Raw genomic sequence first — 19,039 nt, forward strand, 5'->3', positions numbered from 1 at the left:
GGCGCAGGGCGGGGCGCACACAATTGGCGTCGACTTCTTGATCTTTACGCTGTACCCGTCTGCCGGGGGGGTGGGGCGCCCGGCAGTTTAATGGGGCGGGGCGCCCCTCTCTCGTCAGTGGCTCAGTTTCCTGAACCGCCGTACCGCCAGCGGCAGGAAGACCAGCGTCAGGATCACCGGCCACACCCCGGCCATCAGCAGCGCGTGCTGCTCGACCCAGGAGTCGCCGCTGCCGACCGGCGTGCCGAACAGCTCGCGGGTGGCCGCGGCCGTGGACGAGATCGGGTTCCAGGCCGCGACGAAGCCGAGCCAGTCCGGCATGAGCTGCGGCGCGACGAAGATGCTGGAGATCATCGTCAGCGGGAAGGCCACCGCGAACAGCCCGCCCGCGGCCTCCGGGTTGGGCACCATCAGGCCGAGCCACACGCCGAGCCAGATCAGCGCGAAGCGCAGCCACAGCAGCAGGGCGAAGGCGGCGAGGAAGCCGAATCCGCCGTCGGGGCGCCAGCCCATGGCGACCGCGGTGAGCATCAGGATCCCCAACTCCGCGCAGGCGACCAGCAGATCGGTGACCCCGCGCCCGGCGACCACCGCGGACGGCGCCATCGGCATCGAGCGGAACCGGTCGATGACGCCCTTGGTGGAGTCGTAGACCACGACGGTCGCGGTGTTGATGAACCCGAAGGCCATCGTCATCACGAACATCCCCGGCATCAGGAAGTCCTTGTAGTCCCCGCCGCCCGGCACTTTCATCGCGCTGCCGAAGACGTATCCGTACAGCAGCACGGAGAGGATCGGGAAGCCCAACTGCCAGACGATGTTGACGGGTTGGCGCTGGTAGTGGGTCAGCCCGCGGCGCACCACGTTCCAGCAGTCGGCGATCGCCCAGTACGCGCGGCCGTGACGGGGTCCGGTCAGCTCCAACGCGCTCATGCCGCCGCCTCCTTGTCCTCGGGAGAGCTCTCCGTGCGGTGTCCGGTCAGGCGCAGGAACACGTCGTCGAGGCTCGGCCTGCGCAGTCCGATGTCCTCGACCGCGACGCCCTCGTCCTGGAGGGTGCGCGCCACCTCCGTGAGCGCGGCCACCCGGTCGGTGACCGGGGCGTGCACGCGGAGTCCGGTCTCGTCCGTCTCCGGTTCGCCGTCCGCGACCCGGGCCACCACCTTCACCGCCCGCGGGATGTCGGCGCGTTCACGCACCACCACCTCGACGCGGTCACCGCCGACGGTGCTCTTCAGCCCGTCCGGGGTGTCGTCCGCGATGGCCCGGCCCTGGTCGAGCACGGTGATGTGCGAGGCGAGCCTGTCGGCCTCCTCCAGATACTGCGTGGTCAGCAGGACGGTCGTGCCGCCGGTCACCAACGCCCGTACGGAGTCCCAGACTTCGCCCCGGCCGCGCGGGTCGAGCCCGGTCGTCGGCTCGTCCAGGAACAGCACGCTCGGGGTGAGGATCATCGACGCGGCGAGGTCGAGCCGGCGACGCATGCCCCCGCTGTACTTCCCGACCCCCCTGTCGGCGGCCTCGACGAGGTCGAACTGCTCCAGCAGTTCCCCCGCCCGCACCCGCGCCCCGCGCCCGCCCAGATGGAACAGCCGCCCGAACATCTCCAGGTTCTGCCGCCCGCTGAGCACCTCGTCCACCGCCGCGTACTGACCGGTGAGCCCGATCCGCGCCCGCACCTCCCGGGGCCGGCGGGCCACGTCCAGGCCCGCCACCCGCGCGCTCCCGCCGTCCGCCCGCAGGAGCGTGGCCAGGATGCGGACGGCGGTGGTCTTGCCCGCGCCGTTCGGCCCGAGCAGGCCGTGCACCGTCCCCTCCCGCACCGCCAGGTCGAACCCGTCCAGGGCCCGCTTCTCCCCGTACCTCTTCTCAAGCCCTTCGGCCCGCACCGCGTATCCGTCCACAGCACCCCTCCACCCCGGAAACCCCTCTATGAGTACACCGTACTCTTCGGAGAGTACACCGTACTCATATCTTGCGGCGGGGATTATCCTGAGCCCCATGACCAACGGCAGCGGCGGTACGGAGACCAGCGGCAGCGGAGACATCGTCCGCACCCTCGAACTGCTGTGGAACCCGGGCAAGCGCCCGAGCCGCGGCCGGAAACCGGGTCTTTCGGTCGAGCGGATCGTGGAAGCCGCCGTCCAGGTCGCGGACACCGAGGGCATCGAGGCGGTGTCGATGCGCCGGATCGCGACGGAGCTGGGCACCGGCACGATGTCGCTGTACCGGTACGTGCCGGGCAAGGGCGAACTGCTCGACCTGATGCTGGACCGCGTCCAGCGCACCGGCGACGACCTGGCCGTGTTCGGCGAGAACTGGCGCTCCGCGCTGGAGGCCCTGGCCCGCGAGAGCCTCGCGCTGCACCGGCGCCACACCTGGCTGCTCCAGGTCAACCAGTCCCGCCCGGTGCTCGGCCCGAGCGCGATCGACGGCATGGAGAAGGTGATCTCCCGGATCAGGCCCATGCGGCTGTCCGACCCCGAGCTGGTCTCGGTGGTCATCATGATCGACTCGTACGTCACCGGCGCCGCCAGGACCCAGCTGTACGCGCGGGAGGCGGAGCGGCGGACGGGCCTGACCGACGCGGAGTTCTGGGCGGCCCAGTACCCGGTCCTGGAGGAGATCATGACCAGTGGCCGCTACCCCGTCATGGCCTCACTGTCCGAGGACTCCTTCGGCCCCGACTTCGACCACTTCGAGTTCGGGCTGCAGCGCATCCTGGACGGCCTTGAGGTCCTCGTCGAGCGCCGCCGCCGCGACTGAGGGAGGGCCCGCCCCTCGGGTGACCCGCTCAGCCCCTGCGGCGCAGACGGCGGAGCCCCCACACCCCGCCCAGCACGACGGCGACGACGAGCGCGCCGACCCTGACGTCGGAGTCCATGCCCTCGCCGCCCGAGTCCGTGCCCGACGAACTCCCGCCCCCTGAGGGCGACTTGGAGTCCGAAGAACCGCCGCCCGGCACGTCCTCGGCGTTCACGGGGCTCTGCGTGCCCTCGCTGCCGAACATCAGCTTCGAGCCGTCGGCGGTGTAGGTGACGGACTCGCCCTGCCGTTGCAGGGGCACGCTCAGCCGTCCCTGTTCCTTGATCTTCCCGCCGTTCCAGGCGTACGCGTGGCCGCCGAAGTAGGCGCGCAGCGCGAGCTGTTTCCCGTCGGGCGAGAAGGCTCCGTCGGTGACCTGGATGTCGACGGGGGCGATGCTGCGGAAGACGTTGGTGCCGGAGGCGGAGAGCTCGGCGGGGCCCTCGTACAGGTGGCCGCCCTCGTCCTTCTTGTCGGCGATGTAGACCCGCCCGGTCTTCGGATGCACCATCAGCGCCTCCGCGTCACGGGGACCGTCCGCGTACTTCACCACGTACTGGGTGGCGCGGATCGTCTGGTCCTTCAGCTCCTTCGGCTCGGGCAGCTTGTAGATCCACACGTGGTTCCAGGTGCCGCCGAGGTTGTCGCCGATGTCGCCGACGTAGAGGTCGTCGTCGGGCCCGATCGAGATGGCCTCGATGTCGCGGGGGGCGCCGACGCCGGTCATGGTGACCGTCGCGACGGTCTCGCCGGTGGCGCTGTCGACGGCGTAGAGGTAGGCGCCGTCGTCGCTGTCGTTGTGGGTCCAGTAGATCCCGGGGTGGGCGCGGGAGGCGGCGAGGCCGCTGGACTCGGTGATCCGGGGGTCCTTGATGGTGAACCCCTCGTCCCCGTCGGCGCCCGCGGCCGGCGCCGCCAGCGCGATGACGAGGACGACTGCGGCTCCGGCGAGGCGGGAAAGGGTTCGACGCATGCCCCAAGCCTGCCACCCCGGACGCCCGTTCACATCGGCCTTCTCGACCGACCCGTCGCGAGACGGGCGTGGCACGGCGGGACTCACGTCGGCGGGCGGGTCCGGACTCCGTCCGCGCGCGGGTCCGGACGCACCTCCGCTGGCGGGTCCGGACTCACGCCCGCAGGCGGGTCGGACTCCGTCCGCAGGCGGCTCCGGACGCACCTCCGCAGGCGGGTCCAAACCCCCGTCCGCAGGCTGTCCGGACTCACGCCCATGGGCAGGTCCGAACTCACGCCCACAGGCGGGTCGGACTCCGTTTACAGGCGGCTCCGGACTCACGCCCACAGGCACGTCCCGACCCCGTCCACAGGCGGCTCCGAACTCACACCCATAGGCACGTCCCGACTCCGCCCGCAGGCGGCTCCGAACTCACACCCACAAGCACGTCCCGACCCCGTCCACAGACGGCTCCGAACTCACGCCCACAGCGTGGCAGGACTCGGGCCCGCCGGCGTGGCAGGACTCGGGCCCGCCGGCGTGGCAGGACTCGGGCCCGTCGGCGTGGCGGGACTCACATCCGCACCGTCCGTGCCACCCCCAGCCATCGTTCATGATGAGCCAATGCTCAGGTTCATGCCCGTCGGCGACTCCATGACGATCGGAAGCGCCGGCGAACACACATGGCGTTACCGGATGTGGCAGCACCTGCGCGAGACGTACCCGGGGCCGTTCCGGATCGTCGGCCCGCGCGAGACCCTCTACGACAAGGCGACGGGCTCGCCCGACTCCTACGAGTACGCCGACCCCGGCTTCCCCCGCGCCCACCTCGCCGGCTGGGGCGAGGGCTGGATCCACCTGACCCCGCTGATCCGCGAGGCGGTGCGGACCCAGCGGGCCGACGTGCTGCTGGTCTCGCTGGGCCTGATCGACCTGGGCTTCTACACGAACGCGGCCCAGACGGCGGACAACGCCCGCGCCTTCGTCGCGGAGGCCCGCGCCGCCAACCCCCGCATCCGCATGGTGGTGCTCCCGGTGATCCCGAACGTCCGCGTCGAGACGGACGCCCCCTTCGCCGCCGAGGTCGCCTCCTTCAACGAACTCCTCGCCAAGGCAGTCGCCGACCTCGACGAACCCCGCTCCCCCCTCCTCCTGGCGTCCCCGCCGTCGTACGACACCACCTTCGACACCTACGACGGCACCCACCCGAACGAGAACGGCGAGCACCGGATCGCGGCGGGGTTCGCGGAGGCGATGTACCAGGCCTGGGACCTGGGCGAGCCGTACTCCGGCTGAGCCGTCGGGCGCCGGGCTCAGCCCAGGTGGACCGGGGCCGCGCCCTCCGTGTGCTGCTGCCTGCCCGCGTTGACGGCGAAGGCCGTGACCAGCAGGCCGGCCAGGAACAGGACCGCGGCGGCGGCGAAGGCCATCGTGTAGCCGTGGGTCACCGCGTCGCCTGCCTTCGCCACCAGGGTGAAGTCCTCGGTGGCCAGGCCCCGGTAGAGGGACGAGGCGGCCTCGGGGAGTTCACCGTTCGCCGCCGACGTGGAGACCGTCGAGAGGATCGCGAGGCCGAGCGCGCCGCCGATCTGCTGGGCGGTGTTGAGGAGCGCCGAGGCGACCCCGGTGTCGTCGTGGGAGACACCGCTGACCGCGCCGAGCGTCATCGGGACGAAGGTCGCGCCCAGGCCAAGTGCCGTGACGAACATGGCGGGCATGACGTGCCCCGCGTACGAGGAGTCCGGCTCCAGCGTCGCGAACCAGCACATGCCCACGGCCGCCACCAGCAGCCCCGGCCCGGCGATCACGCGCGGCGCGAACCGGGCGACGAGCTTGGAGCTGACGCCCGCGGCGGCCGCCATCCCGAAGCTGATCGGCAGAAAGCCGAAGCCGGTCCTGACCGGGCTGTAGCCGAGGATCAACTGCATGTACAGCGTGAGGAAGTAGAAGGTGGCGAACATGCCCGCGCCGATGAACAGCATCGTCGCGTAGGAACCCCAGCGGCTCCGCTCCGAGAACAGCCGCAGCGGCATCATCGGGTGCGTGGTCCGGGCCTGGAGGAACAGGAAGGCGACGAGCAGGACGACCGCCGCGCCGAAGGAGGCCAGCGTGAGGCCGTCGGTCCAGCCCTGGTCGCCGCCGCGGGTGATTCCGTAGACCAGGGTGATCAGTCCGCCGGTGCCGGTGACGGCGCCGGGAACGTCCAGCCGCCCGTGGTGGCGTTCGGCCTCCACGAGGGTCCGTGTCCCGGCCAGTACGGCGAGGCCGATGGGGATGTTGACGAAGAACACCCAGCGCCAGTCCAGGACATCGGTGAGTACGCCGCCCAGCAGCAGGCCGACCGTGGCGCCGATGCCGGCCATCCCGGCGTACACGCCCATCGCCGCGTTGCGCGGCTTGCCCTCCGGGAACGTGGTCGTGATCAGCGCCAGCGCGTTGGGCGCCGCGAAGGCCGCGCCGACGCCCTGGAGTATGCGGGCGCCGATCAGCAGACCCTCGCCGGGGGCGAGCCCGCCGAGCAGCGAGGCGAGCGTGAACACCGCGATGCCCACCTGGAACATCCGCCTGCGCCCGAACAGGTCCCCGGCCTTGCCGCCGAGCAGCAGCAGACCGCCGAACGCGAGCGCGTAGGAGTTGACGATCCACGCCAGGTTCGCGTCCGACACCCCCAGGTCGGTCTGGATGGCGGGCAGGGCGATGTTGGTGATCGTGGCGTCGAGGACCACCATCAGCTGGGCGGCGGCGATCACGACCAGGGCGAGCCCGAGGTGCCGCCCGCCGGACGCGTGACCGGGGCCGGTGTCCGATCCCGCGGGGGCGATGACAGCGGTGCTGTCAGCAGACATGGGAATACTCCAAAGAATGGGCTGTGAACCCGAAAAGGGACTCAATCGATTTCCCGAGAACGGAATCGACCCGAAAAGTCAACTTCCATTGCCGGAGGGAAAGCCAGAGCGTACGGAACCGGTGGACACACGACGCTCACCATGCAATCCAGGACGGGTGCACCGACAGTGCACGGCCCGGTCCCGGGACGAACCCCAACCGTAACAGCCCCCAGGCGACCCCCCGGGCCCGAATTAACCCGCCCCGCTGTGGCAATTCTCCCCTTGACTACCCAACGGTTTCTGTGAGCACAGAACCCCACAACACCAGCCCCGAAACCCCGAATTCGTGCTCACACTTCCCCCGCGAAAGCAAATTCCACCTTCGGCACGGACGTGGACCTCAAAGGCACCCACCTAGGCCGCGACTGACCCGCGCTCGACCCGCGCCCGACCCGCACTCGGCCCCCGCCCGCCGCGAGCTGCCCTTGCCTAGAGCGCACTCCACGTCGTTGGCTTAGCAGTCATGAAGTACACGCAGCTCGGACGCACGGGACTCAAGGTCAGCCGGCTCGTTCTCGGGACCATGAACTTCGGTCCGCAGACCAACGAGAGCGACAGCCACGCCATCATGGACGCGGCGCTGGACGCGGGAATCAACTACTTCGACACGGCGAACGTGTACGGCTGGGGCGAGAACAAGGGCCGTACCGAAGAGATCATCGGAACCTGGTTCGCCGAGGGCGGCGCGCGGCGCGACAAGACCGTGCTCGCCACCAAGGTGCACGGGAACATGGCCGGCGACGGCGAGCCCTGGCCCAACCACGACAAGCTCTCCGCGCTCAACATCCGGCGGGCCGTGGACGCCAGCCTCAAGCGGCTCCAGACCGACTACATCGACATCTACCAGTTCCACCACATCGACCGCGCCACCCCCTTCGAGGAGATCTGGCAGGCGATCGACGTCCTGGTCCAGCAGGGAAAGATCCTCTACGCGGGATCGAGCAACTTCCCCGGCTACAAGATCGCCCAGGCCAACGAGATCGCGTCGCGTCGCGGCAACACCATCGGGCTCGTCAGCGAGCAGTGCCTCTACAACCTCGCCGAACGGCGCGCGGAGATGGAGGTCATCCCGGCCGCGCAGGAGTACGGCCTCGGGGTCATCCCCTGGTCGCCGCTCCAGGGCGGACTGCTCGGCGGGGTCATCAAGAAGGAGATCCAGGGCGGACGCAGGGCGAGCGGCCGGGCCGCGGACACCCTCGCCAACCCCACCTCACGGGCGCAGATCCAGGCGTACGAGGACCTGCTGGAGAAGCACGGGATCGAGCCCGGCGAGGCCGCCCTGGCGTGGCTGCTGACGCGGCCCGGCGTCACGGGTCCCATCGTCGGCCCGCGCACCGCCGAACAGCTCACGTCCGCGCTGCGCGCCGTGGAGCTGGAGCTGAGCGAGGACGTGCTGTCCTCGCTCGACGAGATCTTCCCCGGCCCCGGCCCCTCTCCGGAGGCCTTCGCCTGGTGACCCAGCCCCTCTGACCTTGGAGGGCGCTGGTCACCCAGCCCCTCCGGGGGCGACGCGCGGGAGGCGGCGGCGGGCTACTGGCCGACCGCCGCCGCCAGCGCCACCACGACGAACATCAGCACGAGCACGCCTGCCATGATCCGGTTACGAGTCTTCGGGTTCACGAGTCGAGGTTAACGGGCCGCGGCCCGCTGCCTTCAGGCGCCTGCCCGAAGCACCGCCGAACAGCGGCTACGCCCCCAGCGGCCAGCGCCGCACCGTCTCGTAACGGGGCCGCTCCCCCGGCACCCCCGACCTCGGCAGCTCGCTCCGTACGAGGCACAGCTCCCGCACCGTCCACTCGCGCCCCGCGAAGGCGTCCAGGACACCGGCGTACGCGTCGAAGGCGGTGTCGGAGCGGCCGCGGGCCAGCGTGAGGTGGGGCCGGTAGTGGCGGTGGTCCGCCAGGGTGACGCCCGCCTTCCGGCCGGCCGCCTCCGCGCGGTCGGCGAGCAGGCGGAGGGTACGGATCTCGCCCGCCACCCCCGCCCACAGCGCCCGCCCGCCGAAGTGGCCCCCGCCGCACAGGGAGAGGGGGAAGGCGGGAGTGCGGTGGGCCGCGCGGGCAAGGCGTTCCGAGAGGCCGGGAACGGATTCCTCGTCGACCTCCCCGTAGAACGCGAGCGTGCAGTGCCAGCCGGGCCGGCCGGTCCAGCGCAGCCCGTCGGCGCCCGGCAGCCGGTGCAGTTCCCCGACCGCCGTGGCGAGTTCGTCCACCACGTCCGCCGGCGGCAGCACGGCCGCGAAGAGCCTCATGCCCTCACCCTCGCAGGCAGCGCAGGCAGCGCACGGGCCCGCCTCACGCCGCCGCTGCCAGCGGTTCCCGCCGCTCCTTCGGCACGAAGCGGGCGTGCGGGTGACCGCCGTTCCAGCCGAGGGAGAGGCGCAGGCCGCCGATGCGGACCAGGACCAGGCCGATGGTGACCGCGGAGAGCGTGGAGATCAGGCCGCCGAGGGCGAAGCCGACCCGCGGGCCGTAGGCGTCGGTGACCCAGCCGACCAGCGGCGCCCCCAGCGGCGTACCGCCCATGAAGACCATCATGAACAGGGCCATGACCCGGCCGCGCATGGCGGGGTCGGTGGCCATCTGGACCGAGGTGTTCGCGGTGACGTTGACCGTCAGGCCGAAGACGCCGATCGGGACCATGAGGAGGGCGAAGAGCCAGAGCGAGGGCGCCGCGGCTGCCACCACCTCCAGGGCGCCGAAGGCCACCGCGGCGGCGATCAGGACACGCAGGCGGGCCGTGCCGCGCCGGGCGGCGAGCAGCGCGCCGGCCACCGAGCCGACCGCCATCAGGGTGTTGAAGAGGCTGTAGGCACCGGCGCCCGCGTGGAAGATGTCGTCCGCGTAGGCGGAGAGCCAGACCGGGAAGTTGAAGCCGAAGGTGCCGATGAAGCCGACGAGGACGATCGGCCAGAGCAGTTCGGGGCGGCTCGCGACATAGCGCAGGCCTTCGCGGAGCTGGCCCTTGGCACGCGGGGCGCGCTTGACCAGGTGCAGCTCGCGGGTGCGCATCAGCAGCAGGCCGACGGCGGGGGCGACGAACGAGAGGCCGTTGAAGAGGAACGCCCAGCCCGTGCCCACGCCGGTGATCAGCACGCCCGCGACGGCGGGGCCGACCAGGCGGGCGGACTGGAAGTTGGCGGAGTTCAGACTGACCGCGTTCTGCAGCTGGTCGGGGCCGACCATCTCGGAGACGAAGGACTGCCGGGCCGGGTTGTCGACGACCGTGATCATGCCCACGAGGAAGGCGGCCAGGTAGACGTGCCAGACCTCGACGTGTCCGGAGAGCGTCAGGACGGCGAGCGCGAGGCCGGTGACGCCCATGGCCGCCTGGGTGGCCAGCAGGGTCGGGCGCTTGCGCAGCCGGTCGACGAGGACACCGCCGTACAGCCCGAAGAGCAGCATCGGCAGGAACTGGAGCGCGGTGGTGATACCGACCGCGGCGGAGGAGCCGGTCAGGCTCAGCACCAGCCAGTCCTGGGCGATGCGCTGCATCCAGGTGCCGGTGTTGGAGACGACCTGGCCCATGAAGAACAGGCGGTAGTTCCGGACCTTGAGCGAGCTGAACATCGACGAGCGGGTGCGGGGGGCGGGCGGAGAGTCGTGGGTGGCAGGTGCGGGGGCGGAGTCTGCTCCGGGTCCCGAACTCAAAAGGGCTCGCCTCCTGGGCGTAGGAAAACTTCTTCGGTCAGATCTGGGCGAGCTTCTCCAGGACGGGGGCGGCGGCGCGGAGCTTGGCCCACTCGTCCTCGTCGAGGACCTCGGCGAGTCCGGCCAGCCACGCGTTCCGCTTGCGGCGGGCCTCTTCGAGCATGGCCTCGGCCTTGTCGGTCTGCGTGACGACCTTCTGGCGCCGGTCCTCGGGATGCGGCTCCAGCCTGACCAGTCCCTTCGCTTCGAGCAGGGCGACGATGCGGGTCATCGAGGGGGGCTGCACATGCTCTTTGCGGGCGAGTTCACCGGGCGTGGCGTTGCCACAGCGGGCGAGGGTGCCGAGCACCGAGATCTCGGTGGGGCTCAGCGACTCGTCGACGCGCTGGTGCTTGAGCCGACGCGACAACCGCATGATCGCGGAGCGGAGGGAGTTCACGGCGGCAGCGTCGTCGCCATGGTTGAGGTCAGGCATGTTCCTTAGCATAACTCATTACTCTCGCTAAAGACCACCCGGGTGCCCGCGAAACCGAAAACCGAATCTTTACGTCACTCATATGAGTGAGTCCGATCCGGAAAGTGACCCCTCACCCGGCGGGGTACCGCGACCCTCGACTCCATGGGGACCAGCGTGCTCAGCCTGCGGATAGACGGGGAGCTGCTCGACCGGCTCCGACACCACGCCGCCAAACGCGGAATGAGCGTCCAGGACTATGTGGTCCGGACGCTCGTTCGCGACGACTTCGACGAGCGGTTCCAGACCGCGGTCGACGAGACGGAGAAGTTCTACGGGGTCACGTGAGCCGGTGGTCACGAGAGCCGGGGGGCCCGCGTGAGCCGGTCGGTCACGCGAGCCGGGGTCACGTGAGCCGGTCGGTCACGTGACCCCGTACGACCGCCTACGTGAGGCCCAGCGCCGGCATCAGGTAGTAGAAGCCGAACACCGCCGCCACCACGTACATCGGGACCGGGATGTCACGGCCGCGTCCCGCCGCCAGCCGCAGCACCACGAAGGTGATGAAGCCCATGCCGATGCCGTTCGTGATCGAGTAGGTGAACGGCATCATCAGCATCGTCACGAAGGCCGGGATGGCGATCGTGTAGTCCGCCCAGTCGATGTCCTTGATCGAGTGGGACAGGATCAGGAAGCCGACCGCGAGCAACGCCGGGGTGGCCGCCTGGGACGGGACCATCGTGGCGACGGGGGTCAGGAAGAGCGCGACGGCGAAGAGCCCGCCGGTGACGACGTTCGCGAAGCCGGTGCGCGCACCCTCGCCGACACCCGCCGTGGACTCCACGAAGCAGGTGGTGGCCGAGGAGGAGGTGGCGCCGCCCGCGGCGACCGCGATGCCGTCGACGAAGAGGACCTTGTTGATGCCGGGCATGTTGCCCTGGGCGTCGGTCAGCTTGGCCTCGTCGCTGACGCCCATGATCGTGCCCATCGCGTCGAAGAAGCACGACAGCAGCACGGTGAAGACGAAGAGGACGCCGGTCAGCACGCCGACCTTGTCGAAGCCGCCGAAGAGGCTGACCTTGCCGACGAGCCCGAAGTCGGGGGTGGCGACCGGGTTGCCGGGCCACTCCGGGGTGGTCAGACCCCAGGAGGGGATCTTGGCGACGGCGTTGATGATCACCGCGAGGACGGTCATCGTGACGATCGAGATGAGGATCGCGCCGGACACCTTGCGCACCATCAGCGCGAGCGTGAGCAGCGTGCCGAGGACGAAGATCAGGACGGGCCAGCCGTTGAGGTGACCGTCGCCGCCGAGCTGGAGCGGGACGGTGGTCTGCGCGATGTCCGGGATGCGCGAGACGAAGCCGGAGTCGACCAGGCCGATCAGCATGATGAAGAGGCCGATACCGATCGAGATGGCCTTGCGCAGGCCCAGCGGCACGGCGTTCATGACGCGCTCGCGCAGGCCGGTGGCGACCAGGAGCATCACGACGAGGCCCGCGAGGACCACCATGCCCATGGCGTCCGGCCAGGACATCCGCGGGGCGAGCTGGAGGGCGACGACGGTGTTCACGCCGAGTCCGGCGGCCAGCGCGATCGGCACGTTGCCGATGACGCCCATCAGGAGCGTGGTCAGGGCCGCGGTGAGGGCGGTCGCGGTGACCAGCTGGCCGTTGTCCAGCTGGTGCCCGTACATGTCCTTCGCGCTGCCCAGGATGATTGGGTTCAGCACGATGATGTAGGCCATCGCGAAGAAGGTGGCGAACCCGCCGCGGATCTCGCGGGACAGCGTGCTGCCCCGCTCGGAGATCCTGAAGTAGCGGTCCAGGGCGCCCTGGCCGGGCCGGGGTTCCGGCTGTTCCGGGTCGGTCGCCTTGGTGAGGGCCGAGGTGGACATGCGTGACCTCATACGTGCGGGGGCCCTGCGGGCCGGTGGGCGCCGGGCGGGACGGCGCCGGGCTGGGAACGTGATCGAGTCTGGCCGTCGCGTGATCACCAACGGGTTTCCTGAGTGTTTCCATTGGTGTTTCGTACGAACAGAAAGAGCCAGACTCAGGCGGTTTCAGTATGAACATATGAGTCCTAAATCGCCATCTCCGCGCGTAGACCCTTGGTATACAAGGCCGGTAAAAAGCCGGTGACCGGCCTGCGCGAAGCCCCGCAAGGCATGCTCGTAAGCTGTCCCCATGGCGAAGTGGACCCCCAAGCACGAGGCGCCGGAGCCCCTTGAGGGTCCCGTGGTCGCCACAGTCACCGGCGGCACGATCCTCTGGTTCGTCCTCTTCGTGGCGCAGCTGCCGTTCTACGGCTGGTTCGACGACCACGGGCACACCTGGTGGGTGTGGACGTGCCTGGTCGGCACGGGACTCGGCCTGATCGGCATCTGGTACGCCCGGGGCCGGGAGGCGGCCATCGCACGGGACGCGGCGCTCCGGGCCCGCACCGACCCGCCCGGCGTCGACTCTCCGGCGGAGTGACCGGGCTCCCCCTACACCCACGGCATCATTGACCGCCGCCCCCCGTCCTCCCCTGGTCGGATCTTTGGGGCACTCGGCGGGTGAAGCCGTATTTCCGCACGTACCGTCGGACGCATGACGCACATCGACGCGGGTGCCGAACTCGATCCCGTTCACCCCGTGCCCATACCCGCCGCCTCCGGGCGGGCGCGAGGGCTGACCGCCGCCGAGGTGGCCGAGCGGGTGGCGCGCGGCGAGGTGAACGACGTACCCGTGCGCAGCAGCCGCTCCGTGGGGGAGATCGTCCGGGCCAACGTCTTCACCCGGTTCAACGCCATCATCGGCGTGCTCTGGCTGATCATGTTGTTCGTGGCGCCGTTCCAGGACAGCCTGTTCGGGTACGTGATCCTCGCCAACACCGGGATCGGCATCATCCAGGAGTGGCGGGCCAAGAAGACCCTGGACTCACTCGCGGTGATCGGCGAGGCCAAGCCGACCGTCCGCAGGGACGGGGTCGCCGCCGAGGTCAGCACCTCCGGGATCGTGCTCGGCGACCTGATCGAGATCGGGCCGGGCGACAAGATCGTCGTGGACGGCGCCTGTGTGGAGGCCGAAGGCCTGGAGATCGACGAGTCGCTGCTCACCGGTGAGGCCGACCCGGTGGTCAAGCAGCCGGGCGACCAGGTGATGTCGGGCAGTTTCGTGGTGGCCGGCGGGGGCGCGTTCACGGCGACGAAGGTGGGACGGGAGGCGTACGCGGCGCAGCTCGCCGAGGAGGCCTCACGGTTCACGCTCGTCCACTCCGAGCTGCGCACGGGTATCTCCACGATCCTCAAGTACGTGACGTGGATGATGATCCCGAGCGCGATCGGCCTGGTCATCACCCAACTGGTGGTGAAGGAGAACGACTTCAAGGACTCCGTCGCCCGCACGGTGGGCGGGATCGTGCCGATGGTCCCGGAGGGCCTGGTGCTCCTCACCTCCGTCGCCTTCGCGATCGGCGTCATCCGGCTTGGCCGGAAACAGTGTCTGGTGCAGGAGTTGCCGGCGATCGAGGGGCTCGCCCGCGTCGACACCGTCTGCCTCGACAAGACGGGCACGCTCACCGAGGGCGGCATGGACGTCACCGAGGTGCGCCCGCTGGGTGACGGCGACGAGACGTACGTACGTACGGTCCTCGGCGCGCTCGGTGCGTCGGACCCGCGGCCGAACGCCTCCCTCCAGGCGATCATCGACGCCTACCCGGACAGCGGCGACTGGAGCTGCACGGAGTCGCTCCCCTTCTCCTCGGCACGCAAGTACAGCGGGGCGTCCTTCAGCGAGGACGACGGCGAGTCGAGCACCTGGCTGCTGGGCGCCCCCGACGTGCTGCTGGCCGAAGGGGACCCGGCGCTCGCCGAGACCGAGCGGCTGAACGAGGCCGGGCTGCGGGTGCTGCTGCTGACCCGGGCCGACCGGGACCTCGACGATCCCGACGTCACGGTGGGCGCGAGCCCCACCGCCCTCGTCGTCCTCGAACAGCGGCTGCGCCCGGACGCGGCGGACACCCTGCGGTACTTCGAGGAACAGGACGTCAGCGCAAAGGTCATCTCCGGCGACAACGCGGTGTCGGTGGGCGCGGTGGCCGGGAAGCTCGGGCTCAGCGGCGCGGTGGTGGACGCGCGCCATCTGCCCGCCGACCAGGCGGAGATGGCGAAGTCGCTGGATCAGGGCACGGTGTTCGGCCGCGTCACCCCGCAGCAGAAGCGGGACATGGTGGGCGCGTTGCAGTCGAACGGCCACACCGTGGCGATGACCGGCGACGGCGTGAACGACGTACTGGCCCTCAAGGACGCCGACATCGGGGTCAGCATGGGGTCGGGCTCCGAGGCGACCCGGGCCGTGGCGCAGATCGTGCTGCTCAACAACAGCTTCGCGACGCTGCCTTCGGTGGTCGCGGAGGGCCGCAGGGTCATCGGGAACATCACCCGGGTGGCGACCCTGTTCCTGGTGAAGACGGTCTACTCGGTGCTGCTGGCCATCCTGGTGGTGTGCTGGCAGGTCGAATACCCCTTCCTGCCGCGCCACTTGACCCTGCTGTCCACGCTGACGATCGGCGTCCCGGCGTTCTTCCTCGCCCTCGCCCCCAACACGGAACGGGCCAGGCCCCACTTCGTACGGCGGGTGATGCGGTACTCGATCCCCGGAGGCGTGATCGCGGCGGTGGCGACCTTCGTCACCTACCTGATCGCCCGTCACCACTACACCGGCACCGACGCGTTGGGCGCGGAGACGAGTGCCGCGACACTCACGCTCTTCCTGATCTCGATGTGGGTACTGGCGATCATCGCCCGCCCCTACACCTGGTGGCGGATCGCCCTCGTCGCGACCATGGGCGCCGGGTTCCTGCTGGTGCTCGTCGTGCCCTGGCTCCAGGACTTCTTCGCGCTGAAACTGGTCGGCGTGACGATGCCGTGGCTCGCGGTGGGTATCGCCGCGGTGGCGGCGGCCACCCTGGAACTCGCTTGGAGGTGGGTGGGCCGCCGCGCTTCCGCTTAGCGCTCGGCCGGCTGAGAGGACCGAGTGCCGACTGGGCTGCCGTTGTGGCCGGGCCCGCGCCACACCGCGGAGCCGCTTGTCGATGCGGCCCCGCCGTGGGGCGCGTTCCTACTGCACGTCTACGTAGTCACCGGCGACTGCGGCCGACGCGGCGGTCGCCGAACCCGCGTAGGTGAAGCGGTAGTAGCCGTCGGTGGAGGCGGTGACCGTGGTCTTCAGGGCGCCCGTCGAAGTGGACTTGATGCCCTTGACATTGGTGTAGTTGGTGGTGCCGTTCTTGCGGAACTGCAGCACCACCGACTGACTGCCGTAGCCGCCATAGGTGTTGGTGTCCCAGTTCGCTCGGGTCAGCTTGCCGGTGACGGTGATGGTCTTGCCCTTCTTCACCGGCTCCGGGGCCGCGTTGACCGTGAGCTTGGCGGTGCGCAGAACCTTGACGGTGCCGACATCGCCCTGGATCTTCGTGCTTCCGTCTGCTGCGGCGGCGAGGCCACCCGTCTTCCAGGTGCCTGCCTGAGAACTCGGCAGGAATTCCTTGGACGGACTGATGTAGATCACGGCCGAGCAGTTGAGAACGGTGGTGGAGACCTCGGTGCAGTTCGCCACGTCGTCACTGCTGAAGCCATAGGGCGCCGTCAGCGGCGAGGTGCCTCCGCGATAGATGAACGGAGCGCTGGCAAGGCTGTTCTCGCCGGCGTCGAGGCCGGCGTCGTGAGTCAGCCTGTAGGTGACCGGCACGGAGACCTCGCCGGTGGCACCGACAACGATCGACTTGCCGTTGTTGACCTTGATGCTGGAGAAGGTGACGTCGAGATCGGCGACGGCAGCCGTGGCGCCGACCGAACTCAGGGCCACCTTGCTGGAGACCGGAGAATCGGAGGCCTCCGCGGCCGGGACGGCGAAAGCGGAGAGGACCAGGGCGCCCGAGAGGGCGGCCACGGTGGCGCGCATGCGCATGTGTGTTCCCCAAGTGGAGAAGGGGCCCCGCCGCGCGTCAGTCCACATGCCTTCGTGGTCACGTACGGGGCCCAAGTGATCGTGGAGTCTGTTGACCCGGTTGATCAGATCCACAGCGCAGGCGAATAGTTGTACGACTCCGCGGAGAATTCGTGAGTGGCGCTACACCGTCGGCCACATGGACTTGCCCGCCGACAGCACGCCCTTGCCGTCGCCCGCGTACAGAACCAGGTCGCCGTTGGCCTCCAGGGCAGCGAGGTCTGCCAGGCCGTCTCCGTTGAAGTCACCGCCGAGCACAGAACGCACGGTGCCCCACCTTTTCTCGGACCACATCGAACGGCCGGTGCCGAAGTCGAAGGTGCCATCGGCTTTGCCCGCATAGAGGTGCAGCGCTCCGTCGGTAGCGACCGCGGCGATGTCGTCCCGGCCGTCGCCGGTGAAGTCGGCCGTGGTGATGAGCCTCTTCTTCCACGACTTGGTCGACGACAGCGTGTTCTTCTGGTTGACCAGGTTGCCGGCGGCATCCCGCTTGTAGCTGTAGAGGGAGCCATCGGGCCACTGGAAGACCAAGGTGTCGCGCGCGGCGGTGCCTGTCCGGAGGCGTGCGGCGGGCAGGCCGTCCTTCCAGGTCGCGTCGGTCCACAGCAGGGTCCGCTTCCATACGCCCACAGCCCAGGCGTGACGGCTGGACAGGATGAGTTCACCGGTGCTGTCACCTGAGATCACTTCAGCGCCCTGTGAAGCATCGAAGTCACCGGCGACGAGTGCCTTCTGATCGCCCCGTATGACGGTTGCCATGGAGGCCCCGAACTGAAGAGTGCCGTCCGGACGTCCATGGAAAACCTCGCCATAGTCAGGTTCCATCAGCGAAGCAACGTCATCGATACCGTCCCCGTTGAAGTCGCCGCCGGTCATGACGCCGGTGATGTGCTGCTGACGGAAGCTGAGCCGGACCTGCTGCACCCAGTCCGCGATGTCATCGACACGGGTGGCGACGGCACCAGTGCGAGTCTCATCAGAGTTGAAGCATCCGCCGTCCCAGGATGCAGACACGACAGCGGTGACCTGGCCGCTGGAGTTGAGCACCGGGCCTCCGGCGTCCCCCTTGCACAGGGCGCCACTCGATGCGGGCGAGATCGCGAGGGTGGTGGGGTTGACCAGGTCCACTCCGAAGGAACCGGTGTGGGCGCGCTCAGGGATCCATTCCGAGTGCGTGCGGCCGTATCCGATCGCCCTCAACTCGTCCCCCTGGGCCGGGGTGGCGCCACTGACGGCAGCGGACCGGATCTCGGGGAACGGCCCGTCGAGATGGTCAATGGGGGTGGTCAAGTCGCCCAGACGCGCCATCACGACATCGCGGCCAGGGTAGGGCACGATCTCGCGGACTCCCTGTTTCAACTGAGCTCCGAGGGAGGGCTTTATACCATCGGCAGCCACTACGGCGAGGAAAGGCGGTGCGCCCCGAGTGAGCGAAGTCGCCTGCTGGGGGTTGGCGGCGAAGCAGCTCGCGGCGGTGAGAACCCACTGCTGGTCGACCAGGGTGCCAGAGCAACTGCGCTCTTTCTCGGAACCCATGGCGATGTGCAGCTTCACCGCGAACTGATCCTTGCCATCGGCGACCTGATCGCCGACGACGGATTGAGCCGGGGCCGCGGCCAACAGGCCGGTGACCAACCCGGCTGCCGTCAGTCCGGTGGCCCACACTGTGCGCGTTTTGCGCGGACGGGTGTCATTCACTTGTGCCTCGCATCAAAGTCTGTCCGGACGGGGCACAGGCCCCGCAAAGAGAGGAGGGAAGGGCGCCTCCCACCGTCGATGTACGGCAACGAGGCCGGGACCGACCGGTGGATCGAGCAAGGTCAGCCGGTCACTATGAGTTCGACGAGTACCGCCCTGGCGCCCCCGAAGACCCCTTCACCGACAGAAGCCCATCCATCCTTCTCGACAATGACCGACGTGGTCTCGCCGTTGGCCGTGAGGTCGGCTCGGACCGGATGGTCCATGGTCTCCACGGCGATCACTCTGGGGAGTTCCAGCGTGAGTCGGCCGGTTTCGCCAAGGGCCTTGAAGCAGTACACGTCCTTGCGGCCAACGGTGGGGTCCCCGACACTCAGCACGCGGATCTGCTGAGCAGCCTGGTCGCAGTCGACCAGCAGGATGCGTCCGTCGCCCTTCTTCAACTTGATTCCTTCGTCGGCCAGAATTCGATCTGCCCCGGGATAACCGTATTCCTCGACCGCGGCAGGCGGATTCTCGTCCACCTGGGACTGCGGCGGGTCATCGGCAGAGGCCACAGAAATTCCCGTTAGCGTGGCACACGCTGCCACGATTCCGGAGAC

At 69.4% G+C, this 19,039-nt stretch carries 17 protein-coding genes; 6 read left to right on the forward strand and 11 right to left on the reverse strand.

Annotated features, from left to right (window positions below):
• Positions 1–114: 114 nt before the first annotated feature.
• Complete coding sequence (locus ACIP79_RS33200; RefSeq protein ID WP_401229265.1) at positions 115–933, reverse strand: ABC transporter permease; 819 nt, start codon at positions 931–933, stop codon at positions 115–117.
• Positions 930–1,904, reverse strand: coding sequence for an ATP-binding cassette domain-containing protein (locus ACIP79_RS33205; RefSeq protein ID WP_401229267.1), 975 nt, complete (start codon positions 1,902–1,904; stop codon positions 930–932). Before ACIP79_RS33205 ends, ACIP79_RS33200 begins: the two co-directional genes overlap by 4 nt.
• 97 nt (positions 1,905–2,001) lie before the next feature.
• Here ACIP79_RS33205 and ACIP79_RS33210 point away from each other — a divergent pair, with 97 nt between their 5' ends.
• Positions 2,002–2,766, forward strand: coding sequence for a TetR/AcrR family transcriptional regulator (locus ACIP79_RS33210; RefSeq protein ID WP_401229270.1), 765 nt, complete (start codon positions 2,002–2,004; stop codon positions 2,764–2,766).
• Between the two features lie 28 nt (positions 2,767–2,794).
• Here ACIP79_RS33210 and ACIP79_RS33215 read toward each other — a convergent pair whose 3' ends face one another.
• Positions 2,795–3,778: a WD40 repeat domain-containing protein gene (locus ACIP79_RS33215; protein ID WP_401229273.1), complete on the reverse strand. Its 984-nt coding sequence runs from the start codon at positions 3,776–3,778 to the stop codon at positions 2,795–2,797.
• Positions 3,779–4,381: 603 nt separating this feature from the next.
• Here ACIP79_RS33215 and ACIP79_RS33220 point away from each other — a divergent pair.
• Positions 4,382–5,053, forward strand: coding sequence for an SGNH/GDSL hydrolase family protein (locus tag ACIP79_RS33220; RefSeq protein ID WP_401229275.1), 672 nt, complete (start codon positions 4,382–4,384; stop codon positions 5,051–5,053).
• A 17-nt stretch (positions 5,054–5,070) separates the two neighbouring features.
• Here ACIP79_RS33220 and ACIP79_RS33225 read toward each other — a convergent pair whose 3' ends face one another.
• Positions 5,071–6,603 (reverse strand): MFS transporter, encoded by a 1,533-nt coding sequence (locus ACIP79_RS33225; protein WP_401229278.1) that lies wholly within the window; start codon positions 6,601–6,603, stop codon positions 5,071–5,073.
• Between the two features lie 505 nt (positions 6,604–7,108).
• On the opposite strand from ACIP79_RS33225, the gene ACIP79_RS33230 reads away from it, so the two are divergent.
• Complete coding sequence (locus tag ACIP79_RS33230) at positions 7,109–8,101, forward strand: aldo/keto reductase (protein ID WP_401229281.1); 993 nt, start codon at positions 7,109–7,111, stop codon at positions 8,099–8,101.
• A 231-nt stretch (positions 8,102–8,332) separates the two neighbouring features.
• On the opposite strand, the gene thpR is transcribed toward ACIP79_RS33230, so the two are convergent.
• From thpR to ACIP79_RS33245, 3 genes are all read right to left on the reverse strand, one after another.
• On the reverse strand, positions 8,333–8,896 hold the full coding sequence (thpR, locus tag ACIP79_RS33235) for an RNA 2',3'-cyclic phosphodiesterase (RefSeq protein ID WP_401229284.1): 564 nt from the start codon (positions 8,894–8,896) through the stop codon (positions 8,333–8,335).
• Positions 8,897–8,939: 43 nt separating this feature from the next.
• Positions 8,940–10,214, reverse strand: coding sequence for an MFS transporter (locus ACIP79_RS33240; RefSeq protein WP_383678009.1), 1,275 nt, complete (start codon positions 10,212–10,214; stop codon positions 8,940–8,942).
• A 118-nt stretch (positions 10,215–10,332) separates the two neighbouring features.
• Positions 10,333–10,770: a MarR family winged helix-turn-helix transcriptional regulator gene (locus ACIP79_RS33245; RefSeq protein ID WP_401229287.1), complete on the reverse strand. Its 438-nt coding sequence runs from the start codon at positions 10,768–10,770 to the stop codon at positions 10,333–10,335.
• A 144-nt stretch (positions 10,771–10,914) separates the two neighbouring features.
• On the opposite strand from ACIP79_RS33245, the gene ACIP79_RS33250 reads away from it, so the two are divergent.
• On the forward strand, positions 10,915–11,097 hold the full coding sequence (locus tag ACIP79_RS33250) for a ribbon-helix-helix protein, CopG family (RefSeq protein WP_387183455.1): 183 nt from the start codon (positions 10,915–10,917) through the stop codon (positions 11,095–11,097).
• Positions 11,098–11,194: 97 nt separating this feature from the next.
• Here ACIP79_RS33250 and ACIP79_RS33255 read toward each other — a convergent pair whose 3' ends face one another.
• Positions 11,195–12,646, reverse strand: a complete 1,452-nt coding sequence (locus tag ACIP79_RS33255; RefSeq protein ID WP_401229289.1) for an NCS2 family permease — start codon at positions 12,644–12,646, stop codon at positions 11,195–11,197.
• A 289-nt stretch (positions 12,647–12,935) separates the two neighbouring features.
• Here ACIP79_RS33255 and ACIP79_RS33260 point away from each other — a divergent pair, with 289 nt between their 5' ends.
• Together ACIP79_RS33260 and ACIP79_RS33265 are read left to right on the forward strand one after the other, a co-directional pair.
• On the forward strand, positions 12,936–13,226 hold the full coding sequence (locus ACIP79_RS33260) for a DUF2530 domain-containing protein (RefSeq protein WP_401229292.1): 291 nt from the start codon (positions 12,936–12,938) through the stop codon (positions 13,224–13,226).
• 114 nt (positions 13,227–13,340) lie between these two features.
• A complete protein-coding gene (locus tag ACIP79_RS33265) occupies positions 13,341–15,743 on the forward strand; it encodes an HAD-IC family P-type ATPase (RefSeq protein ID WP_401229295.1) in 2,403 nt (800 codons plus the stop codon).
• A 108-nt stretch (positions 15,744–15,851) separates the two neighbouring features.
• On the opposite strand, the gene ACIP79_RS33270 is transcribed toward ACIP79_RS33265, so the two are convergent.
• From ACIP79_RS33270 to ACIP79_RS33280, 3 genes are all read right to left on the reverse strand, one after another.
• The gene (locus ACIP79_RS33270; protein WP_401229298.1) at positions 15,852–16,694 is read right to left on the reverse strand and encodes a hypothetical protein; all 843 of its coding nucleotides are present in this window, start codon (positions 16,692–16,694) and stop codon (positions 15,852–15,854) included.
• Positions 16,695–16,862: 168 nt separating this feature from the next.
• Entirely contained in the window at positions 16,863–18,437 is a 1,575-nt protein-coding gene (locus ACIP79_RS33275; protein WP_401229301.1) for an FG-GAP-like repeat-containing protein, read from the reverse strand.
• Between the two features lie 122 nt (positions 18,438–18,559).
• Positions 18,560–18,994 (reverse strand): hypothetical protein, encoded by a 435-nt coding sequence (locus ACIP79_RS33280; RefSeq protein ID WP_401229304.1) that lies wholly within the window; start codon positions 18,992–18,994, stop codon positions 18,560–18,562.
• Positions 18,995–19,039 lie beyond the last annotated feature (45 nt).

Origin of the sequence: Streptomyces sp. NPDC088747 (assembly GCF_044751025.1) — a bacterium.
GTDB lineage: Bacteria > Actinomycetota > Actinomycetes > Streptomycetales > Streptomycetaceae > Streptomyces.

Bases quoted from the DNA above. Each gene is read 5' to 3' on its own strand.
- ACIP79_RS33200 (WP_401229265.1), bottom strand. From the start codon at position 933: ATGAGCGCGTTGGAGCTGACCGGACCCCGTCACGGCCGCGCGTACTGG.
- ACIP79_RS33210 (WP_401229270.1), top strand. From the start codon at position 2,002: ATGACCAACGGCAGCGGCGGTACGGAGACCAGCGGCAGCGGAGACATC.
- ACIP79_RS33215 (WP_401229273.1), bottom strand. From the start codon at position 3,778: ATGCGTCGAACCCTTTCCCGCCTCGCCGGAGCCGCAGTCGTCCTCGTC.
- ACIP79_RS33220 (WP_401229275.1), top strand. From the start codon at position 4,382: ATGCTCAGGTTCATGCCCGTCGGCGACTCCATGACGATCGGAAGCGCC.
- ACIP79_RS33225 (WP_401229278.1), bottom strand. From the start codon at position 6,603: ATGTCTGCTGACAGCACCGCTGTCATCGCCCCCGCGGGATCGGACACC.
- ACIP79_RS33230 (WP_401229281.1), top strand. From the start codon at position 7,109: ATGAAGTACACGCAGCTCGGACGCACGGGACTCAAGGTCAGCCGGCTC.
- thpR (WP_401229284.1), bottom strand. From the start codon at position 8,896: ATGAGGCTCTTCGCGGCCGTGCTGCCGCCGGCGGACGTGGTGGACGAA.
- ACIP79_RS33240 (WP_383678009.1), bottom strand. From the start codon at position 10,214: ATGTTCAGCTCGCTCAAGGTCCGGAACTACCGCCTGTTCTTCATGGGC.
- ACIP79_RS33245 (WP_401229287.1), bottom strand. From the start codon at position 10,770: ATGCCTGACCTCAACCATGGCGACGACGCTGCCGCCGTGAACTCCCTC.
- ACIP79_RS33250 (WP_387183455.1), top strand. From the start codon at position 10,915: ATGGGGACCAGCGTGCTCAGCCTGCGGATAGACGGGGAGCTGCTCGAC.
- ACIP79_RS33255 (WP_401229289.1), bottom strand. From the start codon at position 12,646: ATGTCCACCTCGGCCCTCACCAAGGCGACCGACCCGGAACAGCCGGAA.
- ACIP79_RS33260 (WP_401229292.1), top strand. From the start codon at position 12,936: ATGGCGAAGTGGACCCCCAAGCACGAGGCGCCGGAGCCCCTTGAGGGT.
- ACIP79_RS33265 (WP_401229295.1), top strand. From the start codon at position 13,341: ATGACGCACATCGACGCGGGTGCCGAACTCGATCCCGTTCACCCCGTG.
- ACIP79_RS33270 (WP_401229298.1), bottom strand. From the start codon at position 16,694: ATGCGCGCCACCGTGGCCGCCCTCTCGGGCGCCCTGGTCCTCTCCGCT.